Raw genomic sequence first — 14,276 nt, 5'->3', positions numbered from 1 at the left:
CATATGGGGATACTTACGGAAGAAAGAGTAAAGATTAATGTTTTTGAAACTGTCGGGGAAAACTGCTGTGTTGCCGCCTGTGACGGGCAAAAAGTTTACGATATTATTACGGCAGCGCTCTGTGAAGATAAGAAGATCGAAGTATCTTTTGCAGATGTGAATGAGCTGACGCCTGCCTTTCTGAACTCGGCAATAGGGCAGCTTTACGGTTGTTTTCCTGCAGAACAGATTGAGAGCAGCCTCTTATTCACGGATATCTCTGAAGAAGATGAGATTATCCTTAAGAGGGTTATCGAGCGGGCAAAAACCTATTTCGAACATGCGTATCTCTGCAGAAAGGCACTCAAGGATGTGCTTGGAGGAGAAGAGGATGCGTAAGAGCGTTCACCAGGCAACCGTTTTTCCTGTCAGGCGCCGTCCAAGGCTTCTTGCCGGAGGACTCAGACCCTCAAAGCCTGTTCCTGTAAAGGTGCATTCCATAGAGGAATATGATTTTCCCGAAGGTAAAAGCTACTTCTTTGACACTAACATCTGGCTGTACATCTACGGTCCAATTGGCTGGTCTGACCAGCGGTCGGACGCTTATTCAAAGGCTTTGAAAGAAATAAGGAATTCCGACGGCACAATATACATAAACTGCATGATAATTTCAGAATTCATAAACGCCTTCTCCAGAATTGAGTTCAAGCAGCAGACCGAATTTACGAGGTTCAAGGAATTTCGAAACTCTCTGGCATTTCGGGTAATTGCCCAGGATATAGCCTACAATGTGAGAAAGATTCTAAAAAGCACCCTTGCCTGCGACCCCGAAATGGAAGCTATAGACCTTCCTGAAGTCATGGACATGTTCGAGCAAGGAAAATATGATTTCAATGACCTTCTCTTTGCCCAGGTATGCCGTGCAAAAAATTTGGTTTTCGTAACCCATGACAAAGATTTCAGTGAACTCGGAGTTGAGATCCTTACCGCAAACGAGAGGCTGGTGGATGTGGGGAGAGAAGGGAGAGAATAACCGCTACCGCTTTTTGTCTCTTATTTAGGCTTAACTTCAAAGTAGAGTTCGATTGCTTCTTTTATTCTTATGTTTACTTCATCAAGTGTCTCTGCCTGTGTATGGCATCCAGGAAGTTCAGGTACAGAGGCTACGTAAATTCCGTCTTCGTTCTGTTCAATAACGACAGTGAATTCTCTCACCAGACTCATCCTCACTCCATACAATAATTATTTTCAATTTCGATTCTCCAGAGATTAAGGATTGGAGTAAGCGATGCGAATTTTGGAATCAAGAAGTATATTATAACAAAATCACCAATTAGTACCTATGCAGTTCACAATTAAACTTGAAGAATCTGATGATGGAGGCTATACCGCTCAGTGTCTCGAAATTCCTGCGGCTATTAGTGAAGGAAATACTAAAGAAGAAGCACTTGAAAACATTAGGGAAGCTATTCAGCTTGTTCTGGAAGTGACTAGAGAGCAAGCTCAGGTGTTAGGTGAAATTGCCACAGTGGAGGTCTCTGTTGGCTAAATTGCCTTCTGTTTCCGGAAAAAAGCCCATAAGAGCTCTTGGAAAACTGGGTTTTGTTGTTGTCAGGCAAAAAGGTAGCCATGTGATTTTACAAAAAGGGTCAAACTTGCTCACGGTTCCTCTTCACGATCCTGTCAAAAAATCTACTTTAAATACAATTTTGAAGCAGGCTGATGTTTCACTTGAGGAGTTGCTTGATCATCTTTAGTTTTAAGTGACTTTTTTGAAAGTGACTCTTTTGAACAGCTTAATTTTATGCAAGATTTTATTTACTGGTACGGAATTTTCATTACTTCAAACGAAACAAGGCAGAATACACATCTTTAAAAAGCCGACTAAATATTTCTGTAAAAATATACTTTCGCGCGTACTGCTCCTTTTTCCTCCCCGACCTACGTTTTTTCCAAAATCATAAAAATCCTCAAACAGGGCCACAGAATCGATAATTCTTAATAGAACCGGAAATACCTGAGATTTTTCCCCACGACAAATTTATCATTTATGCAAATAAAAATACTATTGATTCTATTTCACTGGTTAAAAAGCTGGCTTGACGGCTGCCAGAAAAAAGTTACTTAAAGGGATTCTAAAGGGAATCAGTAGAATGCTCCCATACAGAGATTTACCGAACCGGAGAGAAGATAATGTCTACAAAAGAAGAGATAGAAAGCCAGATTATGGACCTCTGGGATGAGATCTTTGATCTTGACGACAAAAGTAAGGAAGAATTAGAGGCTAAGTATGCAGAATGGCGGGAAGTAGAACCGCTACTGGACGAAGGGATAGATGAACTCGTAATACATATAGAGTCAATGAAAGGAATAAGTGACGAAAGCATGCTTGTCTACAAAGAGGTTAAAGAAATCAAAATAAGGTACAAGCAGCAGAAGGATGAGATACAGGCAAAAATAGATGCGCTGAATAAGGAAAAAGAAAAGATATAAAGGTGTCATTGGCTGCCTTTCCAGGCAAAAGCCGAAAATTAAGATACCTTCAATACATTTGATAATTCTTTTGCTCTTATTTTCTTTTGCTCTTGTTTTTTCATGCAAGGCTGCCACTGGCAAGTTCTTCAGAAGTGAATTTTTTAAGAAATATATTTTATAAGTCAGGCCCCTCCTCTTTCTCAGCCCCCGGCAAGTTCAAGTTTCCTGTAAGTTTCCTCTAAAACATCTCATAGCAAAAGACTGATCTGCATCAGAATTTTTGAGCCGGCATCAGCAAGATAAACATTTATAGCAATGCGGAAATCTGTTAATTATGGTAGAAACGTACAGGTTTTCAGCCGTAGTTCATAAAGAAGGAAAGTGGTATGTTTCATGGTGTCCCGAACTTGATATTGCAAGCCAGGGAGAAACAATTGAAGAAGCCATTGAGAACTTAAAAGAAGCAATTGAACTCTATCTCGAAGACGAAGACGCTCAGATTCCCGCAGCCGGCCAGGTTTTTACCACAACGGTAGAGGTCTCTTCCCATGCCAAAACTTCCCACCCAGTCAGCTCGTGAAGTTATCAGAGCACTCAGCAGCCAGGGGTTTCAGGTAGTATCGCAGAAGGGAAGCCACATAAAAATGAAAAAAATAACTCCTAGTGAAACACGCATTGTTATCGTCCCCGACCATCCGGAAATTCCGGCAGGAACCTTAAAATCAATTATCCGGCAAGCAGGAATGACTGATGAAGAATTTATCAGGCTTCTGTAATTCTTTCGTATATCCAGAACTCTTTAGAGATCCTATTTTCTAATTTTGTCTCTTCTACCTTTTTGCTGAGAAGAGGCACTATTTTATCTATTCAAACCTCAACTTTGACCTTCTGTATCCCGACAAAATCAAGATGTTCCTTTTCTCCCTCTTCGGCTTCAACCTCAAGGTACAGCTCAATTGCTTCTTTTATTCTTCTGTTTAATTCGTCAAGACTCTCTGCCTGTGTATGACATCCTGGAAGTTCAGGCACAGAAGCTACATAGACTCCATCTTCGTCCTGTTCAATAACTACAGTAAATTCTCTCATTGATTGACCTCGTCTTTCAGATATAAATCATATTCCAATGATTTTATTTATAGCTGTGTTAACTTTCTCGTTTACTCTTTGCAGGTCTGTTTTCAGGAAGAGGATTATATGGAAAAGCTGATTTCATAGAGATCTTCAGATCTATTTCTGTAAAAATATATTTCCGGTGCGTACTGCTCCCCTTTTCCCCACCTACCGTTTTTTAGTTTTTGATCCTTCACCAAACCGATTCGCGACAGAATCTCTAGATCGTGAAATTCTCAAACCGGACCCCTGAATGCAAAATTTTTGATGGCGATCGGGAATTCCTGAGATACTTGTTAAAAGCTTAAGGAGGGGGTTTTGGAATTTACTGGGAATATCTGTTGAGGAACTGGGTGATGTGAAGGAGGTCGTTTGAACTTGCCAGGATCGGGGTTTTAAGAATATTCTAAGGATGCAGGAGAGGAAGAGGAGGAGAGGGGAAGATTTGGTGGTATTTTCTTATTTTGGTTTTAGAGGAGGGTTATGTTTTGATTGAAATGGAAAAACTTACTTCTTTACTTTATTTCCTCCAGGAATTTCGAAATTTCTTCAGGAGAGGGCAATTTTCCTTTGAGTTTTTCTGGCAGGGTAGAAACGATTTTGTACTCAGCAACTCCAATTGGCTCTGAAAAAATTACATAAAAATCCTCTCTTTCTCTTTTACAGGCGAATTCAGTAGTATCTGTTTTTAAGCATAATTTCCATTTGTTTTGTAGCAAATTTCTCGCACCAATGGCGCGAGATTTTAAAAGTTTACATTTTTAGTTTCTTTACGTCTAATCTAACTTACTCAGGTAAATTATTTGTGACTAAAATCTACTTTCAGAAGTTTCTTGACTGAGTTTGAGGTCTGTGAATTATAGGTAAATTAATTATTAACGTTCATGCTGACTCACAATCGAATAAAAGTCAAAACGGTCTGAATATTTCTGTAAAAATATATTTTTCGCACGTACGGCTCCTCTCTCCCCACCTGCCGTTTTCAGTTTTTGATCCTTCCCAAACCGATTCGCGATAGAATCTCTAGATCGTGAAATTCTCAAACCGGACCCTGAATGAAAAATTTTTGATAGCGACCGGGAATTCCTAAGATACTTGTTAAAAGCTTAAGGAGGGGATCTGGAGTTTACTGAGAATATCTGTTGAGGAACTGGTTGATGTGAAGGGGTGGTTTGAGTTTTCCTGGATCAGGATGAGAAAGTTGTGAGGGTGCAGGTGAGGAAGAGGGAGGAATGAGGAGAATTTATGGGGAGGATTTTGTTTACAGGGTTTTTTTGAGGAGAGGGAAGAGTGAAAGGGTTGTGACGATGGGTGATGAATTTTCATTCTGATAAATTTAAAATGTATAATATATAATAAAAAGGCGTTAACTTTTACTTCTTAACTGTTGAGCGTACCTTGCGGCTCCTAAAGCATTGATAATTTGAGGATCTGGTGGAATCAATATTTCACAATTGAGTATATTTGACAAAGCATCAACTATACCTTTATTCTTAACTACACCACCGACTAACACAACAGATCTACATTCAGGAACCATGTGAGATATCCGATGTGCGAAGGAATAATGCATTCCTGAAATTACATTTTCTATTTTTTCGTGGTTTACAACTTGTGAAATCATTTCAGATAATGCAAAAATTCCACAGGTTTGATTTAATGTAATTGGCTTTTCAGATTCTTTATGTAATTTTTCAAGTTCTTCCACTTCTAGGTCAAAATATTTTGCAACAAATTCTAGAAAAGCGCCTGTACCTGCACTACATTTATCATTAAGCTTAAATGAATTATTTCGTATATCAATTACTTTAGTATCCTGACCTCCAATATCTACTATAACATCTGCCTTAGGGTAATAGTATTTAGCCCCAAATATCGAAGCAGTTATTTCTGTTATGTTCCAACTGTTAGGTATACTTTTTCTAAAATAACCTGTGGTACAAACACTACTAACATCTTTTAAGTTAAGAGTATCAAATAGTTTTTCCCAATTCATACTATTAATTATTTTATAATCAGATATATTATCGTCATCAAATCTAACAAGTTTAGCAGTTCGACTACCTACATCGAATCCTATCAATGTACTTCACCTTTCAACATTTCAGAAAATGCTTCAAGACGCAATTTTACCTGCTCAGGAGTTCTAGAAGGCATGTCTCCTTGTATTGTTAACACTGGTTTGTCAACTACGTTACGGATAATATCATCCTCAAGATTATGGTGACAAGAAAACTGCGTATAGTGAACAATACCATCCACATCTCTTTTTGACAATTCTCTTTTTAGAAAATTTATCCTGTATTTTAGATTTCTAGCAAATGTGTAAGTGGAATAGTTTTTAGCTAACTCCTCTATTGAAGTTCCTGTAATTCTAACAAACTCATATGGTAATTCATCATATACAATATGTAACCCAAAAGAAGCTGCAGTTTCATGAAAATCATTATATATGGGAGGAAGGCCTAGCATTGCTATTCGGTTTGTATATTCTACTTTTTCATTTTTCTGAAGCGTTTCATCAAGTTTTTTTTCAAAATTATTTAAATCACTTTGAAAATCACTACACGAGATAAGTTTCTCAAAACATGTAGATGAAGATATTTCATCGTTTAGACGCATCAAATCAATTTCTAAGGCTTTTTTCTTTAATTGCAGGATTCGTCGAAAGATCGAGTTGTCGTAAAGTCCTCCTAAGAAGAGGCATAATGATTCTAATTGTGTTTTCATATAATTAGAATCTCCATCAAATGGATAAAAAAAATATCCTGTCGGGATACCGCTGAAAGAAACTCTTTCCCCGTCTATTAGTGCATTGTTACAGTCTCCACCCGCTACTACCACAAGACGATCAATATCAATCTCTTTTTTAATTATCGCTTCTCTCCATATTGCACACCACGCACAAAGTTTGTTTCTAGGCTGGAGTGTAGAATATGTTACAAAATTGTTAACATCAACCGGAACTTTGTTGCAACTGTATATTATTTCCGGAGGAACAAGAGCAGTAATTCCTATTTTTTCCTTAATATTTGTTTTTTTCTTTATGTTCCCCGCCTCCATGCTTACATTTCCGGGGCCTAATTTGTATCATACTTACTTTTTCATTTTCATCATCAACCATTACAGCCTCCCCGTTACCTTTAATATTGCGAATGTATGTTTTTAATTCGCCTCCCATGTAGTCTTGACTCAATTTATTTAATGCATCGACATCTTCTTTCGTAGTTATCTTGTGTGAAATAACTATGTCGCATTGAGATAGAACCTCATGGTCAATTGCGGATGGTTGTTGGGTAGCTACTACTAAGGATAATCCAGGTTGTCTTCCTTCTTTTACCCACCTTACTAGTAGTTCTTTTGATAATGTAGACTTCCCAGAAGGTGCAAACTGATGAGCCTCATCAATCATTAGCCATACTTTTGGAGTACTTGTACTCAATCCTAACTCTTCTCTTCTTCTTGCTTCCGTTCTCTTTGTGAAGAGGTCCCTACAAAATATAGAGACAACTAAATTTCGGGTTCCGTAACGTCCAGGATCTAATACGCTTAAATCAACAATATTTACAGAATTTGTATCAAAAGAATCCCATGTATTTGTGTATGTATCTCCAAATAAGCCCCATGAATTAGCCATTTCAAGCCTATTTAGCAGTGCTTCGCGGCTTTTATCATTAGCTTTTGGATCATACTCTATAGAATTTATAATATCCTTAATATAAAAATCATTTTTGTACTGCTTTTTTAATCCCTGAACAGCTCTATAAAGGACTATTCCCATTGCATCATTAATGCTTAGATTAAATAAGTCGCACCATCCGTCAGGAGATATGTCAGAGGGATTCAAACTGATCGACTGAAACTGAACTCCATGCTCTTCCATTACATTTACTACTTCATCACCATATCTGTTTTTTGGGTCTCCAGGAACCAATATTTTTACATTAAGTCCTCTTGGAGATAAGCCCCACTCCCATAGAACATTCTCCTGATCATAGTTTGGGTTGCACATTGTCCAGTATATACCCATTGGGTCTATAATTAAACACAAGGCATCCTTACAGTTAGACTGTAGCTCTTCAGCTAAATTTCCTAAAGTATAGCTTTTTCCGCTGCCTCTTTTTCCGCATATTAAAATTGCTCTTGACTTACTTGCATCAATGAAAGCATCTTCATCTGTTTTTTTGTCTTTACCAATAAATAGATTGTTCATTTATCCACCTTATATTCTATAAATGGTGTTATTGATTCTTCAAATGAAATTCCCCCATGTATGCCCCATTCATTATTTCTGAAGCTTCGAAGTATGTAAGGATAAGCTAAAAGAGTATTGTAATGTTCATTCAGTTTTGAGATTACTGAATGACCTTCGATTTTATGCAACCCTTTCAAGTATCTTGGGCTTTCATTATAAGGTTCGATTACTTTAAACTCATGTTCGTATTTCCACAGTAATCCATGATCTGATGTAACAAATATATTAGCTGTTATTCCTTTAGATTCAAATGTTTCTTTGAGCTCAAAAACATCTTTAAAAATTTGTTCGATTTCCTGCTCTTTTAGTGGTTTATCATGCATATTGTGCGCATACCTGTCTAACCCATTCCTTATAATTTGTAGAAACGTGTGTGGTTTTAGTTCCATAGAGCGAACATGCTTTATGACGTCTTCAAAGGAACTGACTTTAATAACCTCATTAAAGCCTTTGAAAAGCTTATTAGTAAGTTCATTGTTTTCTCTTTCCCAATAAGTAAAACCGAATCTTCTCATGTACCCCTTATCATATAACTTAAATGATAGAGGGCGATTCTCACTTCCATATACTATATTTGTAAATCCTGACTCTGTTGTCGTGGTTCCATTTACGATACAAGGTTCTGGACTATACTTTAGACAATCAATGTAAGATAAACCATCAATCAAAATTAATACGACAATTTCAGCATTTGATCTAAATAATATTTCTTGAGAAAGATCTTTTTGAGTCAACATTAGCCTCTGAATTTCTTCGTATTTTTTTGATAATATTGAATTCAGATTATTTGTGAAAGGATTGTGTTTAAGCCTTACATACGGTAACCGATAATCTGGATCGTCGAGTATTACATACCTACATAACTTCAGGGGCTCTAATTGATCTATCTTTCTCCAGAAATCTCTCCTATTATGGAATATTGTAATGTTATCTAAATAACATAATGAGACTAAGCTATCGAGGGACAAATAAACTGGAGTTTTGGATAATAGGTTATCCAGTTCACTTAACTTCAATCTCGAAACCTCGTTGATACTGAGATCTTTATTTGATTACATTTAAATAACTCTAAAAGAGAATCTTCCATATCTTCTATACTGCAATCAAAATCTGTTAACAGATCTTCTAAACTTAGGTCCCTTCTTTTTTTCACAAATTCTAGTACTTTTTTACTTAATTCATTTTCTGCATCTTTTGCTTGATTAATTAATTTTATTTTATTTCCTTTAAATTCCTCATATTTTACAAACAACTCTTTAATATTATTTATGCTATCTTCGAATTTATCTTCATTTTTTATGCTTTCTATACTTATTTCTTTAAGTGGTTCAATACTGTTTTTGATGCCCTCTACTTCTATTAACAAATTGTCAACGTTGAGACCCCTTATCCGTTTTGCGTGAAGAATGTTCGTTCTACTTTCCTCGATTTCTGTAATCTTTTTGCTTAAACTCTCATTAAATTGATGCTCAATTTCCTTGTACAAATCCCTGTGAGATCCTTCAATATCACTTTTTTGAAGTCGCGAACTTAATCTTCCACTAAATCCAATATTTCTCAATAAAGCTTCATACTTCTCTTTTTTTGTATCAAATAAACTGTTTTGTTGTTTTTCTTTTGCCATATAACTTTCTTCAATTTCTTCTATTTTAGTTTCATAATTTTCAAAATCTAATAAAAATTCATTTTTATGTTCTGCAAATTTATAAGAAACGTCCTTAATATATTCCTGAACACGGCTAAATTCATCTATAGGTTCAATTTTTTCGTTATATTCAGAGACATTCGTGTAAACTTGGTTACTTTTTTCAAGTATATTCAACCATTTAACATATCCTTTCATATATTTAGTCAACTGATTTTTATCTTTTTGTAGCTCCTCAAGTTGACTTTTATAACCTCTATTTTTTGTATCCAATTCTTTAAGATCATCAATTGAATTTCTTGGTAACTTTTGTATCTTTTTAATGTCATCATTTAGTTTAGTGAATTTTTCTTTCAATGACTTGTATTGGGCAGAAATACGGATTTTACTTTCCACTATAGGTTGGACAAAACCCACTACACCTTGTGGATTTTCGTTCAGTTCTTTAGGCATGCTTTGACGAACAATTTCATCAATTTTTTTGGTCAGTCCGGTTAAATTATTATTTAAACTGTTCTCCAAAATTTTTTGTTTATTTTTTAATGTATCTCTTATTGATTTAAGCTCCCATTTAATTTCATAAAGAATTTCGTAGTCTTCTGAATTCTTCGCTTTTTCTTCATACTTCTCTAATTTAGTGATTATCTCCTTATCGTCTAAGGTCAAATCAATATCCTTTAAATCATGATATAATGTTTCTAATTCTTCTATTTCAAATAGAAGCTCGTCAGCTGACAAATCGGCTGTATATTTTGAGAATATAGAATTGTTTTCGCATATAAGTTGCCGATTAGCTAAAAGATCTAATGCAACATCGGATTCTTCTTCTGTATATCCGAGATTTTTTCCGATTTTAAATACATCATCCAAAGATATACTCTCGTTATTTTCAATAAAACCCAGAATTTCTTTTTCAAGCGGATGTATCAAAAATTTTATAACTGCAGTTTTTCCTTTCTCCCAATCCGAATAAAGAAGATTTTCCTTCCAAACCCCTAACAATAATTCAAATCCTGCATGTAATTTAGTATATCCAAAAAGTGCTGCAATATCTGCTTTTTCGCCTTGTAGTTCCTCATGACCCCTTCTCTGGGATACTTTTATACAACTTAATGCACTCATGTAGCGTGTAATTGATTCTCGCCACTGATTAGAATGAATAAAAGTTTTATAAGATGGATATAATGATTCACAAACATTCGAAAACAGATCTTCAATTAATTTCTTCCCAGTTCTTTTTATGTTGTATCCACTTGTGTCTTTTAATTTTTCATCAAATAAAGATATTATTGAATGTTTTATTAAATTTTGCTTCAAATACTCAAGTTGACCTTTCTCGTTCTGTTTAATATCGGCATCTTCTAAGAATTTATCTATATAGCTTGTAAGGCTCAAAGAAAGTAAGGGAGTGATTTCTTCTGGGCTTATAAAATCTTGTAATTTCCTTAAGTCGTTAGGAAATTGCCCATTTCTCGCAATTTTCTTATTCAAGTCTAAAACAATTAAAATTCTATTTGTATCATATTTTATAATCTCATGCTGACCATAGTCTAAGTAATTCAAATAGAATCCAAGATCTATGTCTTCATTCGGGTTGACAATTGGATGTTTTTTATTTTCTTTTATATTTTTATTTTCGTTATTCTTATTTTCTTTTATAGATATTGTAAGGTGTAAAGTCCTATATGGATATTTTTCATCAAAACTTCCAGTAATTATACATTCTTTGTACCCGTAACGTGTAGGATATATATTATTAAGGCCTGCAAAACCAATCAGTCCGCCTTTTCTTTCTCCAAATATTTCAGCAAATATATACTTTATAAATGCCTTCTCTGCAGCTTCTGCACAAATATCATTTCTATCATACTGATCTCTAAACTTTTTAATTAATTCATCTACTTTTGATACTTCTCCATCTGATTGGTTGGATAAATCCTTTAGTGTTGGTCCTTCAGCAAGGTTCTTAATAACATCGCCTAGTAGTGATTTTTCTAAGTTAACGAAATTGTTATGAAGACCATAAATATCTAATACTTCTAGTGGACAACCTCTGGGGAAAGCAGCCAATAATTTTATTACACTCCTATCGTTTTCGGATTTAACCCTATCAGAAGATAAAGCTTTTTTTACTGAGGAAACTATCTTTTGATCTGGTCCATCATGTACAATGTTTCCATCTAAATAACTGTTGATTAAGTTTATTACCGTATATTGTTGACTTGTATTGTTATAGTGCTGAAATATTAATTTGAAAATATTAACTACTGTTCTTGGACCATTCCCAAGATCTTTGTCAGTGACAATTTGGCCAACAGAAGATAATGTGTACTTATCTACTAGTTTTGAAGGGTCGAATTTAAATTTTTTAGCATATTCTTCCATTAAATATGCAGGGAATTTTCTGTCATAAACATTCTTAAGATTTATTACTAATCTTTGCTCTCTTAATCGCTGAATTATATCTCCGGCTCGCTCATTAATTGTACTTTCCTTCTCTTCTGGGATAATGAATATTATTCCATACTTTTTGTTTTTATTAATTATATTCCAAATTAATTCTCTCCATTCATTTGTAATCTCATTTGTTGCAAAATTTTTCTGATCAAAATAAGTCTGAAATTCATCTGCAAAAATAATAAGGCCTTTAAAACCTGCTTTTAATACTGTGTCCATGCAAGAGTCTAAGAAATGTGTTAATATTTCAGGGGTAATTCTAAGATTAAGAATTCCACTTGATATCTTATTTTCAATAGATTTTCTTGCTTGTTCGAAAGGAATACCAACATCTTCGCAGTCTTTTTTAGCTAAACTATCTATGGAAAGATCTGCATATTTTCGGTATATTCCCTCTATGTCTACTACGTAATCTGGAGATTCCATCCCAAATTTGTACTTTATCCAACCATATGTAGCGTCCATTATACCTTTTAATGAATTGCAAGTGAAAGGTGGAACTGTCATTATTTGCTTATCTTGACATGTAATCCATGCGTGAATTGCAGTCGTTGTTTTCCCATAGCCATAAGGGGCAGAAATATAACCAACTAATGATACTCCTTCATTTAATTTTTGGACTAATTTTTTTTCATATTCATCAGTTTCGCCTATGGAAATGTGGGTGAATATATGCCTATTGTATGAAGAGTCCACTTGGCTAGGAACTTTTATTAAATCATCAGCAGAAAATGTGGCAATGCACTCTCTTTTATCTATAATTGTTTCAAAATATTTAGTATCAGTATTCAAATATAACACCTACACTTTTTAAATATTAAGACCCATAGGTTATCACAATCCAAATCGTAAATGTTTAAACCAACACTATTAATGTTTTTTACCACTTTTTCTATATCAGTGGCTGTGAGAGCAAGATTTAGTGAATAAACTTTTGCGTCAAGTTTATTCCTACTTAAATATATTACACGCTTTATTCTTTTTAGTTCCATAATTTTTAAAATGGTTTTGTATTCTTCAAAAGAGGAGTTCCCATTGTCGATTACAGCAATATGACATCCTTCTATTACATTTTCAATATCAGAAAAGTATGTAGCATAATTGCGCTTTTGTAGTGCCCAACCCAAAAAAGTTTTTCCAACACCATCAGGCCCATAAACGTTAATAAGATCATGTATCTTGTTGTCCAATATATTTGTCAAAATATTTTTTTGAGAATCCGTAAGCCAATCTTCAGAAACGCTACCTTTAATTTTATTATGGATTGAAATAAAATTCATATAAAATCATCTATCTTAGGTTCTCTATTTAATCGAATATGTTTTTCCCATCCAATTGAGAAATCAACGAAATCAAAACTTTTTTTACACAAATCAAAACAAGAATCAAAAGATTCAGGATCTATTAAGCATATCTTACAGATGTCAGCTATCGTATTATCTGTTATAAGTATAAGAGATCCATATTCTGCTTTTCTCTTTTTGAAAGCATAATCAATAGCTAACAAAAACAACTGTGGCTGACAAAAGTTTCTTAGTTTAAACGATATTTTTTTATTTTCATGATTTATACAGCTTGGATTAAGTGAGCCAACCCATGAAATTAGAGGTGATATACTTCGACCTCTAAAAGATATTCCCTCTTGATTTAGTTCTTCTCTGGCTAGGTTTACTATTTTTAGAGCGAAGTTTTCATTGAAATCACTTATACGCATTTCGTCAATTTCTCTGTTCTCGTAGAGAATATCTACAAATTTATTGTATACCCAAGAAGCGTGATTTCTTTTCTCAAAATAATACTGAGTGTAAAGTAAATAATGCAAAATATTATAAAAAAGAGTTTCATCGTCATACATTATTTTATATAACTTTTCTCCTAATTCAGTTAATTTTAATTCTTTAGAAGTTATTCCCACTTTTTTGACCATTGCTGTAAGGTGAGATTGTCTTTTTTTATAATTCTCTAATTTTTCCTCCGATTCTTTCGATAATTTTGAATCGTCTAAACTTGATAAGTCAGCAGCAATTTCAATAAACTCAAATATATTCTTTGGTACTACACTTATATCAAGATGAAAATCACTCATGGAAGCATCTCTTTATGTTGGAATCGTCACTTAATAGTAGAACTACAAACTTAGGATCAAAATCATAAGTGTTTATGCTTTTTTTATGTTTATATTGCGTTAATTTTAGCAAGCCTGAAGCTTTGAAGTTAAAGCTGTAAATTGTCGATTTTCCCTTAGGTGAGCCTAAAAATATGAATATAAACTTAAGTTTATCTATAATAATTTCTTAATAACGGAGTGCATAAATACCTTTTTATATATTAAGAATTAATATAATATAGTTAGTC

17 protein-coding genes are annotated in these 14,276 nt (G+C 34.3%); 7 read left to right on the top strand and 10 right to left on the bottom strand.

Annotated features, from left to right (window positions below; all coding sequences use genetic code 11):
* The first annotated feature begins 3 nt into the window (after nt 1-3).
* Together MSBR3_RS13005 and MSBR3_RS13000 are read left to right on the top strand one after the other, a co-directional pair.
* The gene (locus MSBR3_RS13005; protein WP_048108665.1) at nt 4-378 is read left to right on the top strand and encodes an STAS-like domain-containing protein; all 375 of its coding nucleotides are present in this window, start codon (nt 4-6) and stop codon (nt 376-378) included.
* Nucleotides 371-1,012: a type II toxin-antitoxin system VapC family toxin gene (locus MSBR3_RS13000; protein WP_048108664.1), complete on the top strand. Its 642-nt coding sequence runs from the start codon at nt 371-373 to the stop codon at nt 1,010-1,012. The genes MSBR3_RS13005 and MSBR3_RS13000 overlap by 8 nt, the downstream gene beginning before the upstream one ends.
* 20 nt (nt 1,013-1,032) lie before the next feature.
* Here MSBR3_RS13000 and MSBR3_RS19520 read toward each other — a convergent pair whose 3' ends face one another.
* Nucleotides 1,033-1,203: a type II toxin-antitoxin system HicB family antitoxin gene (locus MSBR3_RS19520; RefSeq protein ID WP_230627470.1), complete on the bottom strand. Its 171-nt coding sequence runs from the start codon at nt 1,201-1,203 to the stop codon at nt 1,033-1,035.
* A gap of 118 nt (nt 1,204-1,321) precedes the next feature.
* On the opposite strand from MSBR3_RS19520, the gene MSBR3_RS12995 reads away from it, so the two are divergent.
* The 5 genes from MSBR3_RS12995 (at nt 1,322) to MSBR3_RS12975 (ending at nt 3,230) form a co-directional block, all read left to right on the top strand.
* Nucleotides 1,322-1,528 (top strand): type II toxin-antitoxin system HicB family antitoxin, encoded by a 207-nt coding sequence (locus MSBR3_RS12995; RefSeq protein ID WP_048108662.1) that lies wholly within the window; start codon nt 1,322-1,324, stop codon nt 1,526-1,528.
* Nucleotides 1,521-1,736 (top strand): type II toxin-antitoxin system HicA family toxin, encoded by a 216-nt coding sequence (locus MSBR3_RS12990; RefSeq protein ID WP_048108659.1) that lies wholly within the window; start codon nt 1,521-1,523, stop codon nt 1,734-1,736. Before MSBR3_RS12995 ends, MSBR3_RS12990 begins: the two co-directional genes overlap by 8 nt.
* A gap of 436 nt (nt 1,737-2,172) precedes the next feature.
* Complete coding sequence (locus MSBR3_RS12985) at nt 2,173-2,472, top strand: hypothetical protein (protein ID WP_048108657.1); 300 nt, start codon at nt 2,173-2,175, stop codon at nt 2,470-2,472.
* Between the two features lie 316 nt (nt 2,473-2,788).
* Nucleotides 2,789-3,034: a type II toxin-antitoxin system HicB family antitoxin gene (locus MSBR3_RS12980; protein ID WP_048108655.1), complete on the top strand. Its 246-nt coding sequence runs from the start codon at nt 2,789-2,791 to the stop codon at nt 3,032-3,034.
* Nucleotides 3,003-3,230, top strand: coding sequence for a type II toxin-antitoxin system HicA family toxin (locus tag MSBR3_RS12975; RefSeq protein ID WP_048108652.1), 228 nt, complete (start codon nt 3,003-3,005; stop codon nt 3,228-3,230). The genes MSBR3_RS12980 and MSBR3_RS12975 overlap by 32 nt, the downstream gene beginning before the upstream one ends.
* Nucleotides 3,231-3,321: 91 nt before the next feature.
* Here the strand turns inward: MSBR3_RS12975 and MSBR3_RS12970 are convergent, their stop codons facing one another.
* The 9 genes from MSBR3_RS12970 to MSBR3_RS12930 form a co-directional block, all read right to left on the bottom strand.
* On the bottom strand, nt 3,322-3,540 hold the full coding sequence (locus MSBR3_RS12970) for a type II toxin-antitoxin system HicB family antitoxin (protein ID WP_048108650.1): 219 nt from the start codon (nt 3,538-3,540) through the stop codon (nt 3,322-3,324).
* 539 nt (nt 3,541-4,079) lie between these two features.
* Complete coding sequence (locus MSBR3_RS20690; RefSeq protein WP_048108648.1) at nt 4,080-4,283, bottom strand: hypothetical protein; 204 nt, start codon at nt 4,281-4,283, stop codon at nt 4,080-4,082.
* A 647-nt stretch (nt 4,284-4,930) separates the two neighbouring features.
* On the bottom strand, nt 4,931-5,647 hold the full coding sequence (locus tag MSBR3_RS12960; RefSeq protein ID WP_052723406.1) for an acyl-CoA dehydratase activase: 717 nt from the start codon (nt 5,645-5,647) through the stop codon (nt 4,931-4,933).
* The gene (locus MSBR3_RS12955) at nt 5,644-6,627 is read right to left on the bottom strand and encodes a 2-hydroxyacyl-CoA dehydratase family protein (RefSeq protein WP_048108646.1); all 984 of its coding nucleotides are present in this window, start codon (nt 6,625-6,627) and stop codon (nt 5,644-5,646) included. The genes MSBR3_RS12960 and MSBR3_RS12955 overlap by 4 nt, the downstream gene beginning before the upstream one ends.
* Nucleotides 6,590-7,777 carry an ATP-binding protein gene (locus MSBR3_RS12950; protein WP_052723405.1) on the bottom strand — a complete coding sequence of 396 codons (1,188 nt, stop codon included), beginning with the start codon at nt 7,775-7,777 and terminating at the stop codon, nt 6,590-6,592. The genes MSBR3_RS12955 and MSBR3_RS12950 overlap by 38 nt, the downstream gene beginning before the upstream one ends.
* Nucleotides 7,774-8,835: a hypothetical protein gene (locus MSBR3_RS12945; RefSeq protein ID WP_048108644.1), complete on the bottom strand. Its 1,062-nt coding sequence runs from the start codon at nt 8,833-8,835 to the stop codon at nt 7,774-7,776. The genes MSBR3_RS12950 and MSBR3_RS12945 overlap by 4 nt, the downstream gene beginning before the upstream one ends.
* On the bottom strand, nt 8,832-12,713 hold the full coding sequence (locus MSBR3_RS12940; protein ID WP_048108642.1) for a hypothetical protein: 3,882 nt from the start codon (nt 12,711-12,713) through the stop codon (nt 8,832-8,834). Before MSBR3_RS12940 ends, MSBR3_RS12945 begins: the two co-directional genes overlap by 4 nt.
* Entirely contained in the window at nt 12,710-13,201 is a 492-nt protein-coding gene (locus MSBR3_RS12935) for a hypothetical protein (protein ID WP_048108640.1), read from the bottom strand. Before MSBR3_RS12935 ends, MSBR3_RS12940 begins: the two co-directional genes overlap by 4 nt.
* Nucleotides 13,198-14,007 carry a hypothetical protein gene (locus MSBR3_RS12930; RefSeq protein WP_048108639.1) on the bottom strand — a complete coding sequence of 270 codons (810 nt, stop codon included), beginning with the start codon at nt 14,005-14,007 and terminating at the stop codon, nt 13,198-13,200. Before MSBR3_RS12930 ends, MSBR3_RS12935 begins: the two co-directional genes overlap by 4 nt.
* Nucleotides 14,008-14,276 lie beyond the last annotated feature (269 nt).

This window comes from Methanosarcina barkeri 3, from assembly GCF_000970305.1.
Classification (GTDB): Archaea; Halobacteriota; Methanosarcinia; order Methanosarcinales; family Methanosarcinaceae; genus Methanosarcina; species Methanosarcina barkeri_A.
This window is presented reverse-complemented; position numbering and strand designations above follow the sequence as displayed.

Coding starts and splice junctions, on each gene's coding strand:
- MSBR3_RS13005 (WP_048108665.1), top strand. CDS start 4: ATGGGGATACTTACGGAAGAAAGAGTAAAGATTAATGTTTTTGAAACT.
- MSBR3_RS13000 (WP_048108664.1), top strand. CDS start 371: ATGCGTAAGAGCGTTCACCAGGCAACCGTTTTTCCTGTCAGGCGCCGT.
- MSBR3_RS19520 (WP_230627470.1), bottom strand. CDS start 1,203: ATGAGTCTGGTGAGAGAATTCACTGTCGTTATTGAACAGAACGAAGAC.
- MSBR3_RS12995 (WP_048108662.1), top strand. CDS start 1,322: ATGCAGTTCACAATTAAACTTGAAGAATCTGATGATGGAGGCTATACC.
- MSBR3_RS12985 (WP_048108657.1), top strand. CDS start 2,173: ATGTCTACAAAAGAAGAGATAGAAAGCCAGATTATGGACCTCTGGGAT.
- MSBR3_RS12980 (WP_048108655.1), top strand. CDS start 2,789: ATGGTAGAAACGTACAGGTTTTCAGCCGTAGTTCATAAAGAAGGAAAG.
- MSBR3_RS12975 (WP_048108652.1), top strand. CDS start 3,003: ATGCCAAAACTTCCCACCCAGTCAGCTCGTGAAGTTATCAGAGCACTC.
- MSBR3_RS12970 (WP_048108650.1), bottom strand. CDS start 3,540: ATGAGAGAATTTACTGTAGTTATTGAACAGGACGAAGATGGAGTCTAT.
- MSBR3_RS12955 (WP_048108646.1), bottom strand. CDS start 6,627: ATGGAGGCGGGGAACATAAAGAAAAAAACAAATATTAAGGAAAAAATA.
- MSBR3_RS12950 (WP_052723405.1), bottom strand. CDS start 7,777: ATGAACAATCTATTTATTGGTAAAGACAAAAAAACAGATGAAGATGCT.
- MSBR3_RS12935 (WP_048108640.1), bottom strand. CDS start 13,201: ATGAATTTTATTTCAATCCATAATAAAATTAAAGGTAGCGTTTCTGAA.
- MSBR3_RS12930 (WP_048108639.1), bottom strand. CDS start 14,007: ATGAGTGATTTTCATCTTGATATAAGTGTAGTACCAAAGAATATATTT.